Here is a 22,676-nt window from a genome sequence, read left to right on the forward strand (position 1 = left end):
CGTCTCGGGATTGTCATGTCAGCCTGTCATATTGGGCAGCAGGGCCAGCCTGGCAATCGCCTGCCTGCGGGAACCATGCGCAGCGCTTGCGGGTTAACCATGTCATGAACACCGCTCAGGTCCGGGCGGTGCGTACAATCAAAGGGATGACCCATGGGCAGATTTCTACAGGCGCTCATCGTGCTCTTCGCCGCAGTCTTTCTGGTACTGCTTCTCTTTTTCCGCATCACGGAAGGCTCATTCGCCGAAGCCGGTGCCCGCATGGACCGACTGCTTGGCGCAGCTGCACATGAGACGGGTGAAGCCGCGAATGAATTCGCGCGCGAAACCGATGAGGCGATCCGCGACCTCAATGATGGTGACTAGGTTCCAGGGCTGACTTCGTGGTTCGACCCCGGCCTTCGCCGGGGCAAGCTTCGCTCACCATGAAGGCTTATTTCTCGTCGACATAGACCTCACCGCCGAGGTCATCGAGTTTGGTTTGCAGATGGGCCCGCACGTCCTCGACCGCCTGGTTGTAGACGGTGGGGCCCAGAGTTTTCAGCATGATGTCGAGGATTTCGCCGGCACGGAAGTCGCTGAGGCTTTCGTCGAATTCGGTGGAAAACAGCGTCTGCAGGTGAGCGATCAGGGCGCCGCGGCGCTCATCTGTCAGCTCGATCTTCTTCTTCATTCCACCACACCGACGATGGGGCCCATGTCGAGGCCCTGTTCGTCGCGGCCATAAGCCGGCGCGTAGATGCGGGACACCTGGCCATCGAGGAAGAGCGCATTCGGCGCGCGGAGCTTCTCGCTGAACAGTGTCGCGAAATCGTGGAAGGTGACGGGGACGTCCGAAATCACGAAAAACACCGTCTCGCCATTGGCGGCAACGCCAACACCATTGCGGCGGCGGCGCGACGTGCCATCCGGGTTCAGCGAGGGATGGACCTCGCCGTCAATGACCACCATCGGGCCAGACTGGGTCGCAAAATCCGGGTCGAGGCCTTCGTCGAGATAGGTCTGGGATTCGGTGACGCCTGCGCGATTGCCATCGAGCCAGAACACGCCATTCGGCTTCATGTGGAAATTGCCCGGCCCGTCATTGGTGTTGACGGTGGCGACATCGCCATTGCCATCACGGTAGAAGCCGACCGGGCGGCGGTCATCATGATACATGCCGCCATTCATCGCGAAGATCAGCGTCTTGCCTTCGGTTCTGACGGAGTCTGCTACCGCACCGAATTGCAGGTATGGCCTGCCCTCGGAATCGGCGAGGAAGAGGCGGATGTCATCGCGCTCGGCATTGAAGGTGCAGACGGTATAAGGGCTCGACTTGTGGTCAAGCGAGCGGCAGTGATCACCGGCAGCCGGCTGGCCGAGGTCGCAACCAACCACAGTGAATGACGCCGCAGCCACGACGAAGATGCTTCGCAAACACCGTGTCATCCCGCCTTGCAAGTTCAATAACCTTTCCACCGGAGCCTCGCCCCGACTTAACCATCGCCCAAGGCCACATAGGTGGAAGGGTTCGCTGGTTCGATCAACACTTGCATGCAAGCAGTGTTCCGTGGCGAGAATATGGTGTGCAGCTCAGGCTGAGGCGGCCGTCTCATAGGCTTCGCTGGCGGCGAGCCAGGCCTCCTCGGCCTTGTCCAGATCGGCCTGCGCCTTGTCGCGCGCCGTGCCGAGACGCACCGCTTCATCGGGATCGCGGTCATAGAGGGAGGGGTTGGCGAGTTTCGCATCGAGTTTCGCGATCGTGTCGCGATGCTTTTCCATTTCGCGTTCGGCGGCGGAAATCTGCTTTCTGATATCGACCGTCGCGCGGCGGATGTCAGACTCTGAGCGCTTTGGCGGTGGTGGCGGGGCCGACGGCTCATCGGGCACAATGGCGGGCGCACCGCCGCGCGTCTTGTCAGCGGCGAGTACAAGCGCGCGATAGTCCGACAGGTCGCCATCATAGGGCGCAGCGCGGCCATCATTGACGAGCCAGAGCCGGTCAGCCGTGGCTTCAGCGAGATAGACATCGTGCGTGATGAGCAGGACCGCGCCTTCATAATCGTTCAGCGCATGGATCAGCGCTTCGCGGCTGTCGATATCAAGGTGGCTGGTCGGTTCGTCGAGGATCAGGATGTGCGGCTTTTTCAGGGCCGTCAGGCCGAGCAGGAGGCGGACTTTCTCACCGCCGGACAGCTTCTCGACTTTCGTCTCCGCCTTGTCCCGGTTGAAACCGATATTGGCGACGATGGCGCGGATCTGTCCATCGCTCGCCTGTGGGCGCATGCGGCGCACATGGTCGAGGGCATTCTCGCCCTCGTTCAGCTCATCGAGCTGGTCCTGGCTGAAATAACCGATCTCGACCTTTGGCGCGGCGACGCGATTGCCAGCCAGCAGGTTGAGGCGGTTGGCGATGGATTTCACGAGGGTGGACTTGCCCTGCCCGTTCGCGCCGACAATCGCGATGCGGTCATCATTGTCGACGCGCAGCTGGACGTTGCGAAGCACAGGCTGACCGGGCGCATAACCAAGATCTGCATTGTCGAGCACGAAAAGCGGGGAAGCCAGTTCGCCGGGGGCCGGAAACTCGAAGGGGTGCGTTCGCTCTTCAAGCGGAATGACGATGTCCTGCATCTTTTCAAGCATCTTGAGGCGGGACTGGGCCTGCGTCGCCTTCGAGGCCTTGGCGCGGAAACGGTCCACGAAGCTTTGCAGGTGCGCCTTCTGCTTGTCCTGCTTGGCCTTCTGGGCCTGTGCGAGGGCGAGCTGTTCGGCCTTCTTCTTCTGCCAGCTGTCATAATTGCCGGCATGCACGGTGAGTTTCTGGTGCTCGAGCGCCAGGATATGCGTGACGGCGCTGTTCAGCAGCTCCCGGTCGTGGCTGACAAGAAGGACAGTGTGCGGGTAGGTCCTGAGATAGCTCTCAAGCCAGGCTGCGCCTTCAAGGTCGAGATAGTTGGTCGGCTCGTCGAGGAGGAGCAGGTCCGGCTCGGCGAAGAGCACGCCGGCAAGGGCTGCGCGCATGCGCCAGCCGCCGGAAAATTCGCGGCAGGCGCGCGAAAGGTCCGCCTGGGAGAAACCGAGACCGGTAAGGATGGAAGCAGCGCGCGACTCGCCCGACCAGGCATCCGTCGTCATCAGGCGTTCGTGAATATCGGCAAGTTCGTCAGGGTCGGTGACGGTCTCGGCAGCATGCATCAGTTGCGCGCGTTCGGTGTCAGCCGCCAGCGTTTCCTCGATCAGGGTGCGGTCGCTGGCTTCGACCTCCTGCGCGACCCAGCCCATCTTGGCGGCCTTGCCGATGCGGATCGCGCTATCGCTCTCTGTGAGGCTTTCGCGGATGAGCCGCAGCAGCGTCGACTTGCCGGTACCATTGCGCCCGATCAGGCCGACCTTCCAGCCAGCAGGGATCCGCGCCGAGGCGCCGTCCATCAGCACCCGGCCCTGAATCCGGTAGGTCAGATTGTCGATCGTCAGCATGGCGGGGGTGCTACGGTTTTGTGGGGTTGGGGGCAAGTGGGCAAACGCAAAATCGGGGACGCGTCACGCTCGATGAGCGTTTCGCTCATCTGAGCGTCCATCCCCTGTCGCATCCATTCGCGCTTTCGTCACCGTATGGAAGCTGGACCCTCAGACCGCCTGGCGGCGGTCGAGGGTGACGCAAAACTAAACGCGACTCAGTCTTTCTTGCGCGGTTTCATCTTGCGCATCAGGCCTTCCTGCGCCGTCGATGCGACGAGCTTGCCGTCACGGGTGTAGATCGAGCCGCGATTGAAGCTGCGGCCACTGCCGGCCTTGGGGCTGTCCATGGAGTAGAGCAGCCACTCATCGGCGCGGATCGGCTCATGGAACCAGATCGCATGATCGAGGCTCGCCGTCATCAGCTCCGGGTTTATCCAGTGCAGGCCGTGCGGACGCAGGCTCGAGCCGAGCAGGTTCATGTCGCTCGCCCAGGCCACCAGGCAGTGATGCATGGCAGGTGCCGCATCGATCTTGCGCGTGAGGCGGAACCAGACCTCGTTCACATCCGATTTCGGCTTCGGATTGAACGGGTTCATCGCCCCGATTTCCTTCATGTCGAAAGGTTGGGGGCGTTCCCAGTGTTTGCGTTCCTGCTCGGGCAGCTTGTCCTTGAACATCTCACGGAATTCATCGCGCGATTTCAGCTCTTCCGGCTGCTTGACGGTCGGCATGTCGTGCTGATGGTCCCAGCCATCCTCATGCACATGGAAAGACGCTGACATGTTCAGGATCTGCTGGCCGTGCTGGATCGCGACGACGCGGCGCGTGGTGAAACTGCCGCCATCGCGGGAACGGTCGACTTCATAGATGATCGGGATTTTCGGGTCGCCCGGCCGGATGAAATAGGCGTGCAGGGAGTGGCACTGGCGATCATCCTTCACGGTGCGATACGCCGATGCCAGGGCCTGCGCGATGACCTGGCCACCGAAGACGCGGGGCCGTTCGGCTTCCCATTCCGGGGTAAATCCACGGAAGAGATCAACCTCCAGACGCTCGACTTCGAGAATCCCTAACAGTTCGGAAACGGCATCGGTCATATTTGAAGGTCTTCCCCATCAGAATTCTAACCACGCGCGATTATCACTACCGGCTGAAACTTGAAACCTGCGCGCGGCATCCAGCAAACCTCAAAGGCTGATCGCTTCGCGCTCCAAGCGCAAGGCTGTGTCATGAAAACGCTGCTGAAATCGATCAAACGAGAAGCCACTGCTGTGCGTATCCTGCTCGGTGTGAAACGCTGGCTGGACCCTGTGACGCCGGACTCCGAGGAGCTGCTGGCCGACGATCTTGAGAATATTGTCGATGCGCATGGCGAAGCCGATGCGTTCCGGTTTGAAGGGCGCCGCATGACCTATGGCGCTTTCGATGCCTATGCCAACCGTGTCGCCCACTGGGCGCTGGCCTGCGGCCTGAAGCGCGGCGAGACGGTTGCGCTGTTCATGGACAATTGTCCGGAATATGTCGCGATCTGGTATGGCCTGTCCAAGGTCGGTGTCGTCCCGGCGCTGATCAACAACCAGCTGGCCGGCCAGTCGCTGGCCCACTGCATCAATATTGTGAATGCCAGGCTGGTTATCACCGGTGCCAGTCAGAGCGAAGCCATGCGCTCAGCCGCCGACTTCCTGGAAACTTCGCCGGATGTCTGGTGCCTTGGCGGGACCTGCGGCCTGTCGCTGGACGAAGACCTGCCCAACTTTTCTTCCGAACGCCCGTCGCGCGAGCTTCGCGCCGGCATGACCAATGCCGACAACTGCCTCTACATCTACACGTCCGGCACGACCGGCATGCCCAAGGCTGCGCGCATGTCGCATGCCAAGGTCCGCTCGACCATGCGTACCTTCATCGCGCCGTGCGGCATTTCGAAGAAGGACCGCGTCTATGTGGCCATGCCGCTCTATCATACGACGGCTGGCCTTTGCGGGATCGGCGTTGCCCTGATGACCGGCGCGAGCGTGGTGCTGCGCGAGAAATTCTCCGCCAGCGCCTTCTGGAAGGATTGCGCCGAGGAAAACGTCTCCGCCTTCGTCTATATCGGCGAGATCTGCCGCTACCTGCTCAATCACCGCACCTCGATCCATGACCGCTCGCACAGGGTGCGTGTCGGTCTCGGCAATGGCCTGCGCACCGATGTCTGGGAGCCGTTCCTGGAGCGGTTTGGCGTGAAGAAGATGGTGGAGTTCTACGGCTCGACCGAAGGCAATGTGAAGTTCATGAACTATGACGGCACGGTCGGCGCATGCGGCCGCGTGCCGTGGATTGCGCGCAAGACCTACGCCCATGTCGCCTTCGTCAAGTACGATGTCGAGAAGGATGCACCAGAGCGCGACGAGAATGGCTTCTGCGTTCGCGCACCTGTTGGCGAAGTGGGCGAAGCGATCGGCCGGATTGGCGACAACACAATGACGCGGTTTGAAGGCTATCAGAGCGATGACGCCTCACAGAAGAAGATCCTGCGCAATGTCTTCGAGGAAGGTGATGCCTGGTATCGCACCGGCGACCTGATGCGCCAGGATGCGCTCGGCTACATGTATTTCGTGGACCGCGTCGGGGACACCTATCGCTGGAAGGGCGAGAATGTCTCGACCAATGAGGTTGCCGAGGCCCTGTCCGATATTCCGGGCATCCAGACGGCCAATGTCTACGGTGTCCCGATCCCCGGTGCCGAAGGCAAGGCCGGCATGGCGTCGGTCACGACGAATGGCTATCTCGACTATAAGGACCTGCTCGACCGCCTGTCGGCACGCCTGCCGAAATATGCGATCCCGGTCTTTATCCGCGAGCAGCAGGAAGCGGTGACCACAGGCACATTCAAATACCGCAAGGTGGAACTGGCCGAGGATGGCTATGACCCTGAGCGGGTGAAGGACCCGGTCTGGTATGTCGACCCTGAGACGGGGGCGTATCGCCGGCTCTCCCCGGAAGACTTCAAGAAGATCGGGTCGGGCGGCGGACGGTTCTAGCGGCTTGGCATGACCACCGACAATGCCTGCGCGGGCAGGCATCCAGAGTGCAACCTTCGAACATGGACACCTGCCTTCGCAGGTGTCTGCGGATTAAAAGTTAGCGCCCCATCGCCTCGCGAATGAGGTCTGACTCGGCCTCGGCCACGATCGCCTCGATGACACTTTCGGAATTGACGCGTTCCTTGCCGACTTCAAGCATGACGGGCACGGCGAAAGGGCTGATCCGGTCCAGTTTCTGATGGTCTATCTTGCCGCGAATACGCGTCAGCATGTCGGACAGGCGGCGGATGTCGAGGAGGCCCGTCGCAGCGTCCTGGCGCGCGGCCTGTAGCAGGATGTGATCCGGCTCATGGCTGCGCAGCACGTCATAGATGAGGTCGGTTGAAAACGTGATCTGGCGGCCGGTCTTTTCCTTGCCAGGCAGGCGGCGCGCAATGATGCCGGAGATCTGCGCGGCCTGCGCAAAAGTGCGCTTCATCAGCGGGCTCTCATCCAGCCATTCCTCGAGATCGTCGCCCAGCATGTCCGGATGGAACAGCGCGTCCATGTCGATGCTGGACATGTCGTCCATTGCCCAGACGGCCATGGCGTATTCCGACGCCACAAAGCCCAATGGCTTCGCCCCTGCCCGCTCGAGGCGTCGGGTGAGCAGCATGCCGAGCGTCTGGTGCGCAAGACGGCCTTCAAACGGGTAGGTAACGAGGTAGTGCCGGTCCGCGCGCGGGAAAGTCTCGACGAGAAGATGGTCCGGCGGCGGGATTTCGGACTTTTCCTTCTGGATTTCGAACCATTCACGGACCTGGTCGGGCAGGCCCTGCCACTGAGCAGGGTCGTGGATCATGTGGCGGACGCGGTCAGCAAGGAAGGTCGTCAGCGGGAACTTGCCGCCATTATAGGTCGGGATGGCGGGCTTGTCGGTCTGGGCGCGCGTGACCAGCACGTCGAGCTCGGAGATGCCTATGAAGCGCAGGATTTCGCCCGCGAACAAGAACGTGTCGCCGGGCGTCAGGGTCGAGATGAAGTATTCCTCGATCTCACCCAGCTTGCGACCGGGGCGGATGGCCCGCTGTTCTTGCGCTGCGCTCTTGCCTCCCCCGCCTGCGGGGGAGGTGGGCGGCGAAGCCGCTCGGAGGGGGGAGCCTCGGGACGCAGCGCCTGATTTTTTGCCACTGCCGTGGCCTTCTCCGCCTCCAATCGATCCACTGGATCGATTGGTCTGCTGTGCAGACTGGCTTCGAAGCCCCCTCCGCCCTGCGGGCCCCTCCCCCACTTGTGGGGGAGGATTGGTCGCACTGCGTTTGCCAACGAAATTCGCCAGCCTGACATTCAGCAGCTGCGCTTCGACGATGGCGCCGACATTCATGCGATGCTGCTGCGCATCGCGGGCGGTGCGCACGCGCCAGACGCCGTCCTGCATCCGAACAATCCGCTTGAAGCGGTCATAGGTCTTGAGCGCATAGCCGCCGGTCGCGACGAGGTCGACGACACGCTCATAGGATTCCCAGTCGAGGGCTTCATAGGGCGCGGCGCGGCGAATTTCGTCGAAGAGCGGTTCCAGCTCGAAGCCCACCCCGCAGGCCCGGCCCATAATGTGCTGCGCGAGGACATCGAGCGCGCCCTGCCGCATCGGTTCGCCGTCGATCTCTCCGGCTTCGACGGCGGCTTCGGCAGCGCGGCATTCGAGGACTTCGAACCGGTTGGTTGGCACCAGAAGCGCGCGGGAGGCTTCATCCATGCGGTGATTGGCGCGGCCGATGCGCTGGATGAGGCGGGCGGCGCCCTTGGGCGCGCCCATCTGGATGACGAGATCAACCCCGCCCCAGTCAATGCCGAGGTCGAGTGTGGAGGTACAGACAACGCCTTTCAGCGTGCCTTTTGCCATGGCCGCTTCGACCTTGCGGCGCTGCTCAACGGCGAGCGAGCCATGGTGAAGCGCAATGGGCAGGGCGTCTTCATTGGCCCGCCAGAGCTCCTGAAACAGAAGCTCGGCCTGGCTGCGCGTATTGACGAAGACGAGCGCCATTTCGGCGGCTTTTATGGCTTCGTAGACTTCCGGGATGGCGAAGCGGCCAGAATGGCCGGACCAGGGGATGCGCTCACGCGAGACAAGAATGTCGATATTCGCGCCGACGCCGCCTTCGGCGCGGATGATGTGGACGCCGCGCCCCCTCCGTCCCACAGCCTCTCGGCTGTGGGCCACCTCCCCCACATGCGTGGGGGAGGCAAGGACTTCGTCGGTCGTTTGGGCTTTTGCCTCCACCCGCTTGCGGGGGGAGGTGCCCGAAGGGCGGAGGGGGGAAGCGGCAGTCGCTGTGCTTTGTGGCTCCCCCCTCCGAGCGGCTCCGCCGCCCACCTCCCCCAGGTCTGGGGGAGGCAAGGGACCTGGAGCTTTCCGCACATCCAGCCAGTCTGCCAGCAGGCCCGGATCGCGCACGGTGGCCGAGAGGCCAATGAAGCGGCACGTGGGTGCCCATTCAGCGAGGGTGGCGAGGCCAAGCGAGAGCAGGTCACCGCGCTTGGAGGCCGCGATGGCGTGAACCTCGTCGATGATGACGCATCGGAGGTCCGAAAAGAATTCGTCTGCATGGTCGGACGCAATGAACAGGGCGAGTTGTTCGGGCGTGGTGAGCAGGATATCCGGCGGATTGGTGCGCTGGCGCTGGCGCTTCGATTGCGGCGTGTCGCCCGTGCGGGTCTCGATGCGGATGTCGAGGCCCATTTCGGCAACGGGGGTATTGAGGTTGCGCTCCACATCGGTGGCGAGGGCTTTCAGCGGAGAGATGTAGAGCGTGTGCAGGGCCGGGCGTCCGGAGTTCGACTTCGGCTTCCGCTCCAGTTCAATCAGGCTTGCCAGGAACCCCGCCAGCGTCTTGCCGCCGCCCGTGGGGGCGATGAGGAGGGCACTGTCACCCGCCAGCGCCGTCTCTGTCAGCGCGAGCTGGTGTGGACGCGGCGCCCACCCCCGCCCCTTGAACCAGTCCTCGAACCGGTCCGGTAGCTGGAATGGGAGGGCAGACGCGTCTGGCATGGCTCAAGAGATAGTGCATGTCCGCTGGCTTAGCGATGGTCCGCCCGACCCTTTCAGATGGGGAGGGGGATCGCGGCGTCGCGTGTTCCGGCCTCGTGGTTCGACTTCGCTCACCATGAGGCCTTCGTTTAGCTTTCACGAAAGCGCTCATCCTGAGCGACGTCGAAGGACGAGCGCTTCAGGCATACTAACCGCGGCTTACGCCCCCTCACCTCTGGGGAGGGCCGGGGTGGGGCGCAGCCTAGTCGCGCTGGCGTTCCAGGTCAGAGGCAGCCGTCTGGGCGGCGAGCATGTCGGAGGTTGCCATGTCGATGCTGGAGAGCACGTCGCGGGTGAAGGCGACGATGTCAAAGCCTTCCTGACCGGCAACGTCGAAGCCGCGGCGCACGATCACGATATCGAGCGATGGCACGATGACCAGGTACTGGCCGCGATTGCCAATGCCCGCATAGGTGTCACTCGGAATGCCCGGAAAACGGTCCAGCAGCCAGAAACTCGCGCCATAGCCAAACGAGCCGGGGTCGGTGCGGTCCGGCTGGGCCGCGCCAGGTCTTCTGACAAAGTCCACAAAGCCCTGCGGGAGGATGCGCTCGCCAGCCCAGTAGCCGTCCTGGATGTAGAGCTGGCCGAGGCGGGCCATGTCGCGGGCGGTCATCCAGACCTGGGAGGAGGAGACGAAATCGCCGCCCCAGTCAGTTTCCAGCGTGGTGTTCAGCGCACCGATCTTGTGCAGCAGCGCCTCATAGGGAAAACGCCAGTAACGCTGGTCGTCCTTCATCGTCTCACGCAGGCCGCGCATGGCGGCAAGCGTGTCGTAATTGGAATATTTGAAACGCTCGCCCGGGGTGACTTCCAGCGGGTTGGTGAGTGCGGTGTCGACAACGCGGGCGCCGCCGAAATAGGTACGGTCGGTGCGGCTGCCGGTGACGCCGGAATCAAGACCACTCGCCATCTGAAGCGTATCGCGCAGAGTGATGTTGCGGCGCGGATCGCCACCAGCGGTCCAGTTCTCGACAAGGGCCGGATAGTCGAGATCCATCATGCCCTGCTCGAGGGCAGCGCCAATGATGGTCGCGGTGAGGGATTTAGCCACCGACCAGGTGCGCTGCGGCGTCTCGGCATCCATGCCGCGGCCATAACGCTCGGCCATGACCTGCCCGTCCTTGACGATGACCACGGCGCTTGTGCGGTTGCCGCGGCCATAGGTATTGCCGTCGAAGGCGAAGTTTACCGGCGCTTCGAGACGGACATTGTAGAAGGTCGGATCGACCAGCTGCACATCTGAACCAATTGCGGTGGACACATCATTCGCCTGACGCGGCACCGGTCCGCCAAAGCGTGGCAGCCAGTCTTCGGCGCTCGGATCGGCCCCGATTGGCAGGAGCGAGCAGCCGAGACCATCACGCCAGACAGCGATGCGGGGCGGCTCACCGCGTTCATAGCGGACTGCGACAGTGCGGTTACGGTCATTGATGCTCGGCTCCGAGGTCGAGCGCATGGGCTTGCGGTAGTCGACATAGATGCCATCCAGCTCATTGAACTCGATCTCATTCAGGGACTTGCCCGCCGTGAAGGTAGCCGAGCAGGTGAACAGCGCCTTGTAGCCTGCGGCCAGCGCGTTCTGCATGATTTCGGTGTCGCCGCCTTCCTGGGCGCTTGCGAGGGTCGGGGTGAGCAGGGCTGCTGCCATGACAGGCGCAATCAGTCGTCTCATGATCGAAAGGCTCCATAGTGATCGGGTATTTTTGACGCTCATCTGTTTCCCATGATGACAAGGCAGAAACATGGCAGTCAAAACCGGTGCCCTTAAGCCTATATGAAGAGGCATGATCAGACCCGACCTGCTGCTCTGCCCCACACCCAAGGGGCTCTACTGCCCGCCGGGCGATTTCTATATCGATCCGGTTCGCGGCGCAGTGGACAGGGCGGTCGTCACCCACGGCCATGCCGACCATGCGCGGGCAGGGCATGGATCGGTGCTCGCAACGCCCGAGACGCTGGCCATCATGGCGGCGCGCTATGGTGACGCGTTCGCAAAGCAGACGCAGGCCATCGAATATGGCGAAACCGTCGAGGTGAACGGCGTTACGGTCTGGATGTCGCCTGCAGGCCATGTCCTCGGTTCAGCGCAGGTCGTGGTGGAGTGGAAAGGCCTGCGCATGGTCTGCACCGGCGACTATAAGCGCCGCCGCGACCCGACCTGCCGCGGCTTCGAACCGGTTGAGGGAACACATGTCTTCATTTCTGAAGCGACCTTCGGCCTGCCGGTCTTCAAACATCCGGACGATGCCGGAGAGATTGCGAAACTGCTCGACAGCGTCCGCAACTTTCCCGAGCGCACCCATCTTGTCGGCGTCTATGCGCTCGGCAAGGCGCAGCGGGTCATCAAGCTGATCCGCGAGGCGGGCTATTCAGACACGCTCTACATTCACGGCGCGCTGGAGAAGTTGTGCAGTCTGTATGAAGACCACGGCGTTTCACTGGGACCGCTGGAGACCGCAACGCTCGACACGAAAGAACGCGGCGCGCAGGAGCGGTTTCGCGGCAAGATCGTGCTCGGCCCGCCCTCCTCCTTTCACGACAAATGGGGGCGTCGCTTTCCCGACCCCTTGCCCTGCTTTGCAAGCGGCTGGATGGGCGTGCGGCAGAGGGCAAAACAGTCCGGCGTCGAACTGCCGCTGATCATTTCAGACCATGCCGACTGGGACGAGCTGACGGACACTGTGCGCGAGGTCGACCCGGAGGAGCTCTGGATCACGCATGGGCGCGAGGACGCGCTGGTGCGCTGGGCGGAGCTGGAAGGGCGCAAGGCACGTCCACTGAGGCTTGTCGGATACGAAGACGAAAATCTGGATTAGGGGTGGGGAAGCGCCAGAACAGCCATTAGGAAAATTCGCGTCCCAGGTGCATATTCTGCCTGCTGGAGGGTGGAGACCCGAATGAGACTGATCATCCCTGGACTGATTGCCATTGTCGGCCTTGCCGCCTGTCAGGGTGCCAGATGCGCCGAAACCACACCGACCCTGTTAACCGCACGCAAACCCGTCATCACGACGAACCAGGCCGAAGAAGTGGCCCTTAACGAAGTCTATGCCCGCCATCCGACACGGGCGCTGGTCGATATCGTGACCGCCACACGGCGCTCCGTGCGGCCAGGCGTCTTTGATGTTCATGTCGAGATGACCGGTTCGCCTGAGGCGCGAGCGATCTATGATGTCGTGATTAGCGAAGGCGCGGACGGTGAGCTGGTGGTGAGTGGCTTCACCAAGGTTCAATAATCCTCTGCTAGTCCGGTGAGAATGAGACCGGCTGAGAATTATCGCGCCCTCAATCCAAACCTGCTGATTGCGACGATCAGCCGGTTGCTGTCACGCGTCGAAGAGCGGTTTCCCGACCGCGGCATTAGCGGCGTCTGCCAGCAATTGTGCGAACTCGCACCGGATGTTGTCCAGACGGCGACGACACTCAGCAAGCCGAACCTGTTACTACGCGGGGCAGTGTTCCTGGTGATCGCGGTCGGGATTGCTCTGGTCGCGCGTCTGTTCTGGCTGCTTGAACTCGATGGCATTGACACAGAAGCGTTTCGTTTCTTCGAAGGCCTCGAAGCTCTGATCAATGTCGTCATCTTGTCTGGTGCCGGCATCTGGTTCCTGCTTTCGCTGGAAACGCGCATGAAGCGCAGCGCCGCACTGAAGCGGCTGCATGAGCTGCGCTCGATCGCGCATGTGATCGATACGCATCAGCTGACCAAGACCCCGGTCGCCATCCTGGAAGGCGGGGACCGGACAGTCTCCAGCCCGGAACGGTCGCTGACCCCCTTCGAGCTTCGCCGGTATCTCGACTATTGCAGTGAGATGCTGTCGCTGGCCGGCAAGCTCGCCGCGCTCTATCTTGCGCATTCGCGCGACAGCGTGGTGATCCAGGCCGTGAATGAGATTGAAGAGCTGACCAGCGACCTGTCGCGGAAGATCTGGCAAAAGATTTCAGTGATGGCCTAGTGCCGTTTCACGATCTTGAAGGTCGCGCTGGCACGGGCGATTGGTTCATTGTCGGCGAGGACCAGCGCGGCGGTGAAACAGAGCGAACCGCCGGTTTTCACGAAATGTGTATCGACTTCGAGCCATTGGCCGATCTGGCCGGAGCCGATGAAGTCAGTATTGAGACTGACCGTGACAAGGCCGCCGACATCGCTGCGGCCTTCGGCCTTCAGGACTTCGCCCGTGCTGAGGCCCATGGAATTGTCGGCGAGCGCCGCGATCAGGCCGCCATGCGCGAAGCCGCGCGAATTACAATGGGACTCGGCAATCCGCAGGCCGATAAGGAGCTTGCGGTCGGCGCGTCTGGAATAGAGCGGCTCCCACGGATCGGTGAAGCCGGACTGTTTGAAATGCGGCGCATAGCCGGCGGGCATGTCCATGGCTGTCATTGTTCGCACCCTCTCCTATCTATTGCTGAATGCAGGCCTTTTCCGACCTTCTCGAACGCTTGATCCTCACCCCGTCGCGCAATGGGAAGATTGCCCATCTCGTAAATTACTTCACTAGTGAAGTTAATCCTGCGAGAGGTTGGGCGCTCGCCGTGCTGACGGGCGAGCTCGATCTGCCGGGCGTCAAGGGGGGCACGATCCGCAAGCTGATTTCAGAGCGCACCGACCCTGAGCTGTTTCGCATGTCCTATGACTATGTCGGTGACCTTGCCGAGACGGTCAGCCTGATGTGGCCGGGCCAGCGCGGGGCGAACCGTGTGCCGCCCATCGATGATGTGGTTGAGGCGCTGCGCGGGGCGACGCGGGCGCAGGGTGAGCGGCTGGTCGCCGGCTATCTCGACATGCTGGACCCGCGCCAGCGCTGGGCGCTGCTCAAGATGGTGACGGGCGGCCTCAGGATCGGAGTCTCGGCGCGCCTGACCAAGGTCGCGCTCGCGGAGATGGGCGGCGTCGACCCGGCAGAGATTGAGGAAATCTGGCACGGGCTGGAGCCGCCCTATGAGAGCCTGTTCGACTGGCTGGAGGGCAAGGCCGACAAGCCTTCGCCGGACATCGATGCGCCCTATCGGCCCGTCATGCTCGCCCATCCGCTGGTCACAAAGGACAAGCGAGATGACCCCGACGCCATTGACCCGGCTCTGATCGACCCTGACATCTTCGCGGCCGAGTGGAAATATGACGGCATCCGCGTTCAGGCCGTTTCGGCAAATGGTACGCGCCGTCTCTATACGCGCACGGGCGATGATATCTCGCACACCTTTCCGGACGTGCTGGCGGCGATGGATTTCGAAGCCGCGATCGATGGTGAGCTTCTCGTGCGCGCGCCAGATGGCGGGGTTGCGCCGTTCAATGAGCTGCAGCAGCGCCTCAACCGCAAGACGGTGTCAAAGAAGCAGATGGAGGCCCGCCCGGCCATGATCCGCGCCTACGACCTGCTGGTCGAAGGCGATGAAGATCTGCGTTCAATGGATTTCCGGACGCGGCGGAGCCGTCTGGAAGCGTTTATCGGCCGGGTTGGCGGCGAGCGGTTCGACCTGTCGCCGCTGGTGCCTGTAACGACGCTGGAGGCGCTCGAGCATGCCCGCAACAATCCGCCGGCGCCGGAGATTGAAGGCCTGATGCTGAAACGCTGGGACAGTGTGTATGTCGCCGGGCGGCCGACCGGCCCCTGGTACAAGTGGAAACGCGACCCGTTTCTGGTGGATGCGGTACTGATGTACGCCCAGCGCGGACATGGACGGCGCTCCAGCTTCTATTCCGACTTCACCTTCGGCGTCTGGCGAGAGGGCGAGAATGGCCGCGAGATCACGCCGGTCGGCAAGGCCTATTTCGGGTTCACCGATGAAGAGCTGAAACAGCTCGACAAGTTCGTGCGCGAGAACACGATTGACCGGTTTGGCCCGGTCCGCTCCGTCACGGCGACCGAAGAGACGGGACTTGTCCTGGAGGTCGCCTTCGAAGGCCTGCAGCGCAGTCCCCGTCACAAATCCGGCATTGCCATGCGTTTCCCGCGCATCAACCGCATCCGCTGGGACAAGCCGTCAGCCGACGCGGACACGCTCGAGGCGCTGGAAAAGCTCTTGCCAGAAAAGGTGTGAGTTTTCAGGCCGTGTCATTCAGGATAGAGCATCGGGATGGACCGCCGGAACGCCCTCCTTCTTCTTCTCGTGGCCATCCTGCAATGGACAGTGCCACTCCTGCCGCTGTTTGGGCTCGGTGAGACGGTGGGCGCGCGGGCAACGGATGAGGGCATCCCGCCGGAACTTCCGCTCGGCATTTTCTTCTCGATCTGGAGCGTGATCTTCCTAGCCTATCTGGTATTCGCGCTGCTCGCCGTGTTCAGGCCGAGCTATCTTGAGACGCGCCTTAGCCCGCCCCTGCTGATTGCCGGGGTCGGCAATGTGGCATGGATGCTGAGCGCGCAACTGATTGGCAATGACTGGCTCAACTTCGCCCTGCTCATCCCCATTCTCGTCTATGCCTGGGAAAGCGCCTTCCGCCTGCACCGCATGGGCGGCTGGGACGGCACGGCCCGGCGCTTCAATGCCGCGCTGCTGACCGGCCTGCTGTCCGGCTGGATCGCGGTTGCGCTATCGATTTCAGTGCCGGGCCTGCTGCGCGAATTGCGAGGCCTTGGCGTGAGTGATCAGATCTGGGTATCACTGTGGGCTGCCCTGGTGCCGGCGGCCATCCTCGCTTGGGCCTTCATGCGCCATGTGAGCCGGGGCTGGTGGTTCCATGTGGCCTTGTCCTGGGGAGTGCTTGGCATCGTCCTCAATAACTGGCTGCGCACCGGCACGCATTTCCTCGCCATCGCCGCGGCGGTGACGGGTCTCTACATCCTGTGGCGGCGTGCCCGCGCCGAGCCGCGCCCGGCCTTCCAGTAGGCGATCAGCCCTGAACCGACGCTTCGACGGTGGCGTTGAGGCTGTTGACGAGTTCAGGCGTGATCACACCATCGGGCGACAGGCCGTTCTCGGACTTGTAGCTGGCAATCGCTGCGATCGTGCCAGACCCCATGATTCCATCTGCCGGACCCGGATCATAGCCGAGCGCTGCGAGGACGGTCTGTATTGCGGCGACCTGTTCGCTGGAACTGGCCTGCCAGGGCTGGCTGGTGAAGCGGCCATTGGCTTCCGGTTCCGAACGCGCCGGCGACCAGGCCGCAGCCCGGCGCTGGGCGTTCTGCGCGACTTCCAGCGAAAGTCCGTTGCGAAGCTCGTCGATTTTCTCCGGCGCACCTTCATCGCCCTGACGGGCGGCGACTTCATACCAGTAGAGCGCCTCTGACTTGCTGGGTGAAATGCCGAGGCCCGCTTCATAGAGAACAGCAAGATTGTACTGGCTGTCGGTCAGGCCGTAATCGGCAGCCTTGCGGAACCATTCAGCGGCCGCCGCATAGCTCTGCGAGCCGGCATCGCCTTCGGCATAGTAGACGGCGAGATCATGCATCGCCTTCACGTTTCCACCGTTTGCGGCGCGTTCGGTCCATTCGCGCGCCATGCCAAGGTCACGCGGGACGCCGAGGCCTTTCTCATGCAGCTTGGCGAGCCGGTACTGCGCCGCCGCCTGACCGCTTTCGGCAGCGCGGCGCACAAGCGTCGGACCACTCGTATAGTCACCGGCCTCAAGGCGCTGTTCGCCGAGAATGAGCTGTGCAGTCGGATTGCCATCGGCCGCAGCCGATTCAAGCGTTGGTGTGAGGGGGATGTGCGGGAGGGACGCGAAATCGACAGCGGGGGGTTGTGCTGGCGCTGGCGCGGGCGGTGTCTCTGCGGGCGCTTCGGCTTCGGCGACCGGTTCGGGGTCGGTCTCGGCGGCGGCGCTTTCCTCCGGCGCATCAAACAGGACATCTTCGACGGCGGCTTCTTCGGCATCCGTCAGCGGCGCATCAGGATCATCAAGCGGCGGATCGACCGCTTCGGTGTCGCTCGCTTCGGCCATTTCTTCGCCTGCAGGCAGCGCAGCGACCGGCGCCGCAGACATGCCGCCCGTGGAGACGACCGGTTTGCCCGGGTCGTTCTGCAGGCCACGCAGGGTGATCATCGTGCCGGCCGTCGCAGTCGCTAGCGCGACCACGGAGACAGCCGCGATCAGGGGCACCTTGCCCGACTTCTTCTTCACGGGCGCACTTTTCGCCGTCATCGGACGCGCGGCCTTGCGGCTGTGGCCTTCATTGGCGGCCATGGCGGCGCGGCGGGCGCGGGTCAGATAGTCAACCGGCTCGTCTTCTTCATCGAGGGCGACCGCAAATTCCGGATCATCACTGTCTTCGGCTGACGCGGCATCGACGTCGAGCTCGCCGAGACCGTCCTCTTCAGGCCCTTCAGCCGGACGCTGGGCATCCTCGAGGAAGATATCACTGTCGCGCGTTTCATCGCGGCCATCATCCCAGTCAACCAGGGCAGAAAGCGGATCATCGTGTTCAGCCTCCGCGGTCTCTTCGGGATCTGCAGCAGCATCGAAAGGCGGCGCGTCATCGAAGACGTCAAACTCGGCAGTGGGCGCGGTACCATCATCAATGTCTTCGAGGTCATCGAGGTCCGGCAGGCCGGCAAGGAATTCATCATCGGAGACAGGGTCGTCGTTGGCGCTGGAACCGGCCGTCTCATCCTGCGCGGCGACCGGCTCTTCGGCGAGACTTGTTTCCAGGCCGAGGTCGAAATCGTCAGTCTCGCTGTCATCTTCTGTCAGCCAGTCGCCGGGCTCTTCATTCTTCTTGAAGTCGGGCCCTGCGGTTGTCGGCTCTGACTGCCTGAAGTCGAAGGATGACGGCGCAGGTGTCTCGCTGTGCGGCGGGGCGGTGAAATCCTCCAGCGATTCCAGCCGCGTTGCGAGCGAGGCAATGGCCTTCTGGACCGGGGACAGCGCGGAAGCCTGCTGGGCCTGCATCCGCTCGATACGGTCCGACACGCCGGACAGGGCGTCGGACAGGCGCATATCCTGCTGCTTGCGGGCCGCATCGATGGTCTGGCGCATATCCTCGAAGGATTTTTCCTGACGGGCCTGCAGGCGCTTGGCCACGCTGGCGACCTGCTCACCGACCTGTTCGATCGCGGCGGCGCTGCGGTTCTCGCTGTCGACGACGCGCTGGTCGAACTGGTCCGCCATGGTTTTCATCTGGCCGGTGATCCGTTCGATCACTTCATCATTGTGCTGGCTGAAATCTTCGAGGCGCTGGGAAACCTCGCCCGACAGCGCTTCGACATCGCGGCGGACTGCATCGACGGCTTCTGAGGCGTCGCGGGCCTCGACATCGCGGATGCGCGCGTCGAAGGCCGAAGAGATGCGGCCCATCTGCTCGGTCATGTTTTCCAGGGCGCGATTTGAGCGTTCCTCGCCAGTGGTCACGCGCTTTTCCAGAGAGCCGATCGAGTCCTCGATCGATTTCAGCGCGTCCGGCGAGGCGCCGGCCGCAGCCGCCTGCTCGATCTCGCGGGCGAGTTCCTGGCGGGTCGATTCGATGGTGGCGCGCAGCTCATCGGCGAGCCCGTCAAAGCGGGCTTCGAATTGCTGGCGAAGCTCGGCGGCCTTTTCAGGAGAGGCCTGCTCGGCAATCAGCTCGATCCGCTTGTCGAGACTGTCAAAGGTCTGCTCCAGCGTCGACATGGCCGAGTTTGTCATGGATTCTGCGCGGTGCAGGCGCTCCTGCATACGGGTCATGACAGATTCGATTGAGGTCAGCGCGCCGGCGACATCGCCCTCAACCGCTTCGATACGGGTGTTGAACTGATCGATACGGGCGAGACGGGAGGACACGCCGGTTTCCAGTTCGGAAAAGCGGTCTGACAGGTGTTTCGCGGTGCCTTCGGCCCGCAGTTCAGCCTGTCCGACTTTCTGCTCAAGCTTGCGGGCCGCTTCGGACAGGTTAGCATCGATCTTTCCCTCGATGCCGGCGACGCGGTCGCTAAGGTCTTCCATGCCGGTCTCGACGCGGGCGCGCACAGCGGCCGTTTCGTCCTGGCGGCGGGTATTCTCATCGTAAATGTGCGAGGCGAGCTTACCGACGGCCTGCTCGAGAGACTTCAGCGTTTCAAGGTTCTTCGCGCTGCTGTCATCGGCCTCCAGCGCCCTTACCTTTTCCTGCAGCGCATCATGCGTGGCGCGCAGGTCTTCCAGGGTCGCCTCGACGTTCTCGATGACATTGTCGGTTTTCGCATCCGTGCGATTGAGGCGCGTGACGAGACCGACAAGCGACTGGTCGATGCCGGTCAGAGCCAGCGTGGAGCGGGCTTCAACGGCTTCGAGGCGGGCGATCAGGCGGTCAAACGAGCCACGGGATGGAGAGGGCTCTTCATCCTGATTGGCGTGCGTATCGACGGCGCGGGGATAGCGAGGCGTGCGGGTGTCACGCATGGACGGGGCATCTTCCTCGGTCACTTCGAGGAGCATGCGGTTGATGTACTCGCCGATGGTGAGGCCTTCTTCGCGCGCGGCGTCGCGGGCCGCGTCCCGTGCGCGCTGATCGATCCCCTTAACGCTCCAGGGCCCGTAATTGGTCATACGCCTACTCCATCAGCTTTCCGGCGGCTCAGCCTGGCCAGGCACCCCATGCCATCGGAATCCTTCCATGGATGAGGCGCGTCTTATTAAGGCTGGGTTAAAAAGGTAAACGCCCGGTGCGAATTTATTCAGGTTCTGAAAAGGAAAGGGCAATTTCGCGAACCTCGCCAATATGCCAGTTGACGTTTGCGTAAAGGGAATACATATTTCCCGGATGCCAGATACAGCCTCACTTTCCATTTCCGAGAGCCGCACTTACTCAATCTCGGAACTCGCCCGCGAATTCGGCATCACGCCTCGCGCCCTCCGTTTCTATGAAGACAAGGACATGCTTCACCCTGCACGTGACGGCATGACCCGCGTCTATTCGCACCGTGATCGTGCCCGCGTGACGATCATTGTCCGGATGAAGCGCCTCGGCCTGCCACTTGCCGATATCCGCGAAATCCTCGACCTTTACGGCCTTGGCGACAATGAGCGCGCCCAGAAGCGCAAGACGCTCGAAAAGTTCCGCAACCAGGTTCGTGAATTCGAAAGCCAGCGCGAAGACATCGAAGTCGCACTTGTCGAGCTTCGCAAGGGTATTGAATGGCTGGAAGACGACCTCGCCAAGATCGGGCCTTCGGACGATCATGCTGACAGTGTCGCCGCCTATGATGCGGTGGCCCGCAAGCAGCTTGACGACGCCTGAGCCTGACTGACAGTTGCAAGAAAAAGAGGAAGGTTGCCGGATCGCCAAGGGTCCGGCGCCTTTTTCACACTTTGAAGGGAAGATTCGATGCCGCGCTATGATGCCCCTGTCCGCGACATGCAGTTCATTTTTCATGACGTGCTGTCGCTCCAGAACTATTCCAATCTCGAAGGTTTCTCCGATGCATCGCCCGACATCATCGACCAGATCCTTGAAGAGGGTGGCCGGTTCGCAAAGGAAGTGCTTTTCCCGCTGAACAAGGTCGGCGATGAGCAGGGCTGCAGGCGCGCCGACGACGCCTCGGTGAAGACACCTGACGGCTTTCCCGACGCCTACCGGCAGTTCGTCGAGAATGGCTGGCCCCTCCTGTCCAAGCGCGAGAGCCATGGCGGCCAGGGCCTGCCGCACCTGCTTGCGATTGCGATGAGCGAGATGGTGTCCTCGGCCAATATGGCATTCGGCATGTATCCGGGCCTGACGTCCGGTGCCTATGAAGCGCTGATGGCCGGAGGGTCGGATGAGCAGAAAGCCATGTACGGACCGAAAATGGCATCCGGCGAGTGGGCCGGCACGATGAACCTGACCGAGCCCCAGTGCGGCACCGATCTTGGCCTCATCAAGACCAAGGCCGTCCCGCAGGCTGACGGGTCTTACAAGATTTCCGGCCAGAAGATCTGGATTTCCGGCGGTGAACAGGATCTCACCGAGAATATCATCCACCTTGTGCTCGCCCGTATCGAGGGCGCCCCGGAAGGGATCAAGGGTATCTCCCTCTTCGTGGTGCCGAAATACATCCTCAAGGAAGACGGCACGCCCGGTGAGCGCAACAAGGTCAGCTGTGGCGGCCTGGAAGAGAAGATGGGCATTCACGGCAACGCCACCTGCGTGATGAATTATGACGAGGCGACAGGCTGGCTTGTCGGTGAAGAGCATAAGGGCATGCGCACCATGTTCGTGATGATGAACGAAGCGCGCCTTGGCGTTGGCCTTCAGGGCCTCAGCCAGGCCGAGGTCGCCTATCAGAACGCCGCCGATTTTGCCCGCGAGCGCCTGCAGAGCCGCGCGCTCTCTGGACCGAAGGCACCGGAAAAGCCGGCAGACCCGATCATCGTGCACCCGGATGTGCGCCGCATGCTGATGGACACCAAGGCCTTCATTGAAGGCGGACGGATGTTCACCTACTGGACGGCGCTGCATGGCGACCTGCTGCACAAATCGCCGGATGAAAAGGTCCGCGAAAAGGCGGGTGACTACATGGCGCTGATGACGCCGGTGGTGAAAGCTTTCCTCACCGATCGCGGCCTCAAGGCCTGTAATGATGCGCTGCAACTGCATGGCGGCACGGGCTTTACGCGTGAGCAGGGCGTCGAGCAGTTCGTTCGCGATGTCCGCATCACGCTGATCTATGAAGGCACCAACGGCATCCAGGCGCTGGACCTTGTCGGCCGCAAGCTTGCCGCCAATGGAGGCCGCGCCATCTTCACCTTCTTCGCCGAGTTGGATGATTTTATCGGCGAACATGAAGGCATTGCCGACATGGCGCCCTTCGTCGAAGGCCTGAAGACGGCCAAGGCCGAGCTTCAGGACGGCACGACATGGCTGATGCAGAACGGCATGAGCGACTTTAATAATGCCGGGGCCGCCTCGACCGACTATCTCCAGCTCTTCGGGCTGACCGCGCTGGCCTATATGTGGGCGATGATGGCGAAGACGTCACTTGAGAAAAAGGGCTCTGACCCGTTCTATGACGACAAGCTGGTCACGGCGCGCTATTATATGAGCCGAGTTCTGCCGGAAACGTCCGCGCACCTTGCCAAGCTCAAGACCGGCGCAGAGCCGCTGATGGCGCTCGAGGCCGAGCGCTTCTAGGGCGTCACGCCGGACACAAGATTGACGCAGTCGCCTGACGCTGCGTGAGGACTCGCGCCGCAGACGCGTGGGCCATATATGTTGACGTGAACGTAAACGGCAGTTGCCGTCAGATCACGGACAATTTGGGAGAAG

The 22,676-nt window shown here is 62.3% G+C and carries 17 protein-coding genes; 9 read left to right on the plus strand and 8 right to left on the minus strand.

All coding sequences use genetic code 11. The annotated features are described in order from the left end of the window. Positions 1-153: 153 nt before the first annotated feature. Positions 154-366, plus strand: coding sequence for a hypothetical protein (locus B8746_RS03540; RefSeq protein ID WP_084391856.1), 213 nt, complete (start codon positions 154-156; stop codon positions 364-366). 67 nt (positions 367-433) lie between these two features. Here the strand turns inward: B8746_RS03540 and B8746_RS03545 are convergent, their stop codons facing one another. From B8746_RS03545 to B8746_RS03560, 4 genes are all read right to left on the minus strand, one after another. Beyond that, complete coding sequence (locus B8746_RS03545) at positions 434-673, minus strand: DUF2164 domain-containing protein (RefSeq protein ID WP_084391857.1); 240 nt, start codon at positions 671-673, stop codon at positions 434-436. Beyond that, the gene (locus B8746_RS03550) at positions 670-1,416 is read right to left on the minus strand and encodes a phosphodiester glycosidase family protein (RefSeq protein WP_233123896.1); all 747 of its coding nucleotides are present in this window, start codon (positions 1,414-1,416) and stop codon (positions 670-672) included. Before B8746_RS03550 ends, B8746_RS03545 begins: the two co-directional genes overlap by 4 nt. Before the next feature lie 156 nt (positions 1,417-1,572). After that, entirely contained in the window at positions 1,573-3,459 is a 1,887-nt protein-coding gene (locus B8746_RS03555) for an ABC-F family ATP-binding cassette domain-containing protein (protein WP_084391859.1), read from the minus strand. A gap of 197 nt (positions 3,460-3,656) precedes the next feature. After that, positions 3,657-4,538, minus strand: a complete 882-nt coding sequence (locus B8746_RS03560; protein WP_084391860.1) for an acyl-CoA thioesterase — start codon at positions 4,536-4,538, stop codon at positions 3,657-3,659. Between the two features lie 132 nt (positions 4,539-4,670). On the opposite strand from B8746_RS03560, the gene B8746_RS03565 reads away from it, so the two are divergent. Beyond that, on the plus strand, positions 4,671-6,461 hold the full coding sequence (locus B8746_RS03565; protein ID WP_084393106.1) for a long-chain-acyl-CoA synthetase: 1,791 nt from the start codon (positions 4,671-4,673) through the stop codon (positions 6,459-6,461). A gap of 100 nt (positions 6,462-6,561) precedes the next feature. Here the strand turns inward: B8746_RS03565 and B8746_RS17335 are convergent, their stop codons facing one another. Together B8746_RS17335 and B8746_RS03580 are read right to left on the minus strand one after the other, a co-directional pair. After that, the gene (locus B8746_RS17335) at positions 6,562-9,492 is read right to left on the minus strand and encodes a ligase-associated DNA damage response DEXH box helicase (RefSeq protein WP_233123898.1); all 2,931 of its coding nucleotides are present in this window, start codon (positions 9,490-9,492) and stop codon (positions 6,562-6,564) included. A gap of 241 nt (positions 9,493-9,733) precedes the next feature. Beyond that, positions 9,734-11,206 carry a serine hydrolase domain-containing protein gene (locus B8746_RS03580; protein ID WP_084391861.1) on the minus strand — a complete coding sequence of 491 codons (1,473 nt, stop codon included), beginning with the start codon at positions 11,204-11,206 and terminating at the stop codon, positions 9,734-9,736. Between the two features lie 112 nt (positions 11,207-11,318). Between B8746_RS03580 and B8746_RS03585 the strand changes: the two genes are divergently transcribed. The 3 genes from B8746_RS03585 to B8746_RS03595 all read left to right on the plus strand — a co-directional run bounded on the left by B8746_RS03585 (position 11,319) and on the right by B8746_RS03595 (position 13,490). Further along, a complete protein-coding gene (locus B8746_RS03585; protein WP_084391862.1) occupies positions 11,319-12,350 on the plus strand; it encodes a ligase-associated DNA damage response exonuclease in 1,032 nt (343 codons plus the stop codon). Between the two features lie 81 nt (positions 12,351-12,431). Continuing rightward, the gene (locus B8746_RS03590; RefSeq protein WP_084391863.1) at positions 12,432-12,770 is read left to right on the plus strand and encodes a hypothetical protein; all 339 of its coding nucleotides are present in this window, start codon (positions 12,432-12,434) and stop codon (positions 12,768-12,770) included. 21 nt (positions 12,771-12,791) lie between these two features. Beyond that, entirely contained in the window at positions 12,792-13,490 is a 699-nt protein-coding gene (locus B8746_RS03595) for a hypothetical protein (RefSeq protein WP_084391864.1), read from the plus strand. Here B8746_RS03595 and B8746_RS03600 read toward each other — a convergent pair. Next, a complete protein-coding gene (locus B8746_RS03600) occupies positions 13,487-13,918 on the minus strand; it encodes a PaaI family thioesterase (RefSeq protein ID WP_084391865.1) in 432 nt (143 codons plus the stop codon). The two genes, B8746_RS03595 and B8746_RS03600, sit on opposite strands and share 4 nt — an antisense overlap. Before the next feature lie 29 nt (positions 13,919-13,947). On the opposite strand from B8746_RS03600, the gene B8746_RS03605 reads away from it, so the two are divergent. Continuing rightward, on the plus strand, positions 13,948-15,576 hold the full coding sequence (locus tag B8746_RS03605) for a cisplatin damage response ATP-dependent DNA ligase (RefSeq protein ID WP_084391866.1): 1,629 nt from the start codon (positions 13,948-13,950) through the stop codon (positions 15,574-15,576). Positions 15,577-15,612: 36 nt separating this feature from the next. After that, on the plus strand, positions 15,613-16,365 hold the full coding sequence (locus tag B8746_RS03610; RefSeq protein ID WP_084391867.1) for a hypothetical protein: 753 nt from the start codon (positions 15,613-15,615) through the stop codon (positions 16,363-16,365). A gap of 4 nt (positions 16,366-16,369) precedes the next feature. On the opposite strand, the gene B8746_RS03615 is transcribed toward B8746_RS03610, so the two are convergent. Beyond that, positions 16,370-19,981 carry a peptidoglycan-binding protein gene (locus B8746_RS03615; protein WP_084391868.1) on the minus strand — a complete coding sequence of 1,204 codons (3,612 nt, stop codon included), beginning with the start codon at positions 19,979-19,981 and terminating at the stop codon, positions 16,370-16,372. Between the two features lie 214 nt (positions 19,982-20,195). Between B8746_RS03615 and B8746_RS03620 the strand changes: the two genes are divergently transcribed. Together B8746_RS03620 and B8746_RS03625 are read left to right on the plus strand one after the other, a co-directional pair. Further along, positions 20,196-20,672, plus strand: a complete 477-nt coding sequence (locus tag B8746_RS03620) for a MerR family transcriptional regulator (RefSeq protein ID WP_084391869.1) — start codon at positions 20,196-20,198, stop codon at positions 20,670-20,672. Between the two features lie 87 nt (positions 20,673-20,759). Then, positions 20,760-22,541 carry an acyl-CoA dehydrogenase C-terminal domain-containing protein gene (locus B8746_RS03625; protein ID WP_084391870.1) on the plus strand — a complete coding sequence of 594 codons (1,782 nt, stop codon included), beginning with the start codon at positions 20,760-20,762 and terminating at the stop codon, positions 22,539-22,541. The last annotated feature ends 135 nt before the right edge of the window (positions 22,542-22,676 follow it).

The organism is Henriciella pelagia, assembly GCF_002088945.1.
In the GTDB taxonomy this organism is placed as follows: Bacteria; Pseudomonadota; Alphaproteobacteria; order Caulobacterales; family Hyphomonadaceae; genus Henriciella; species Henriciella pelagia.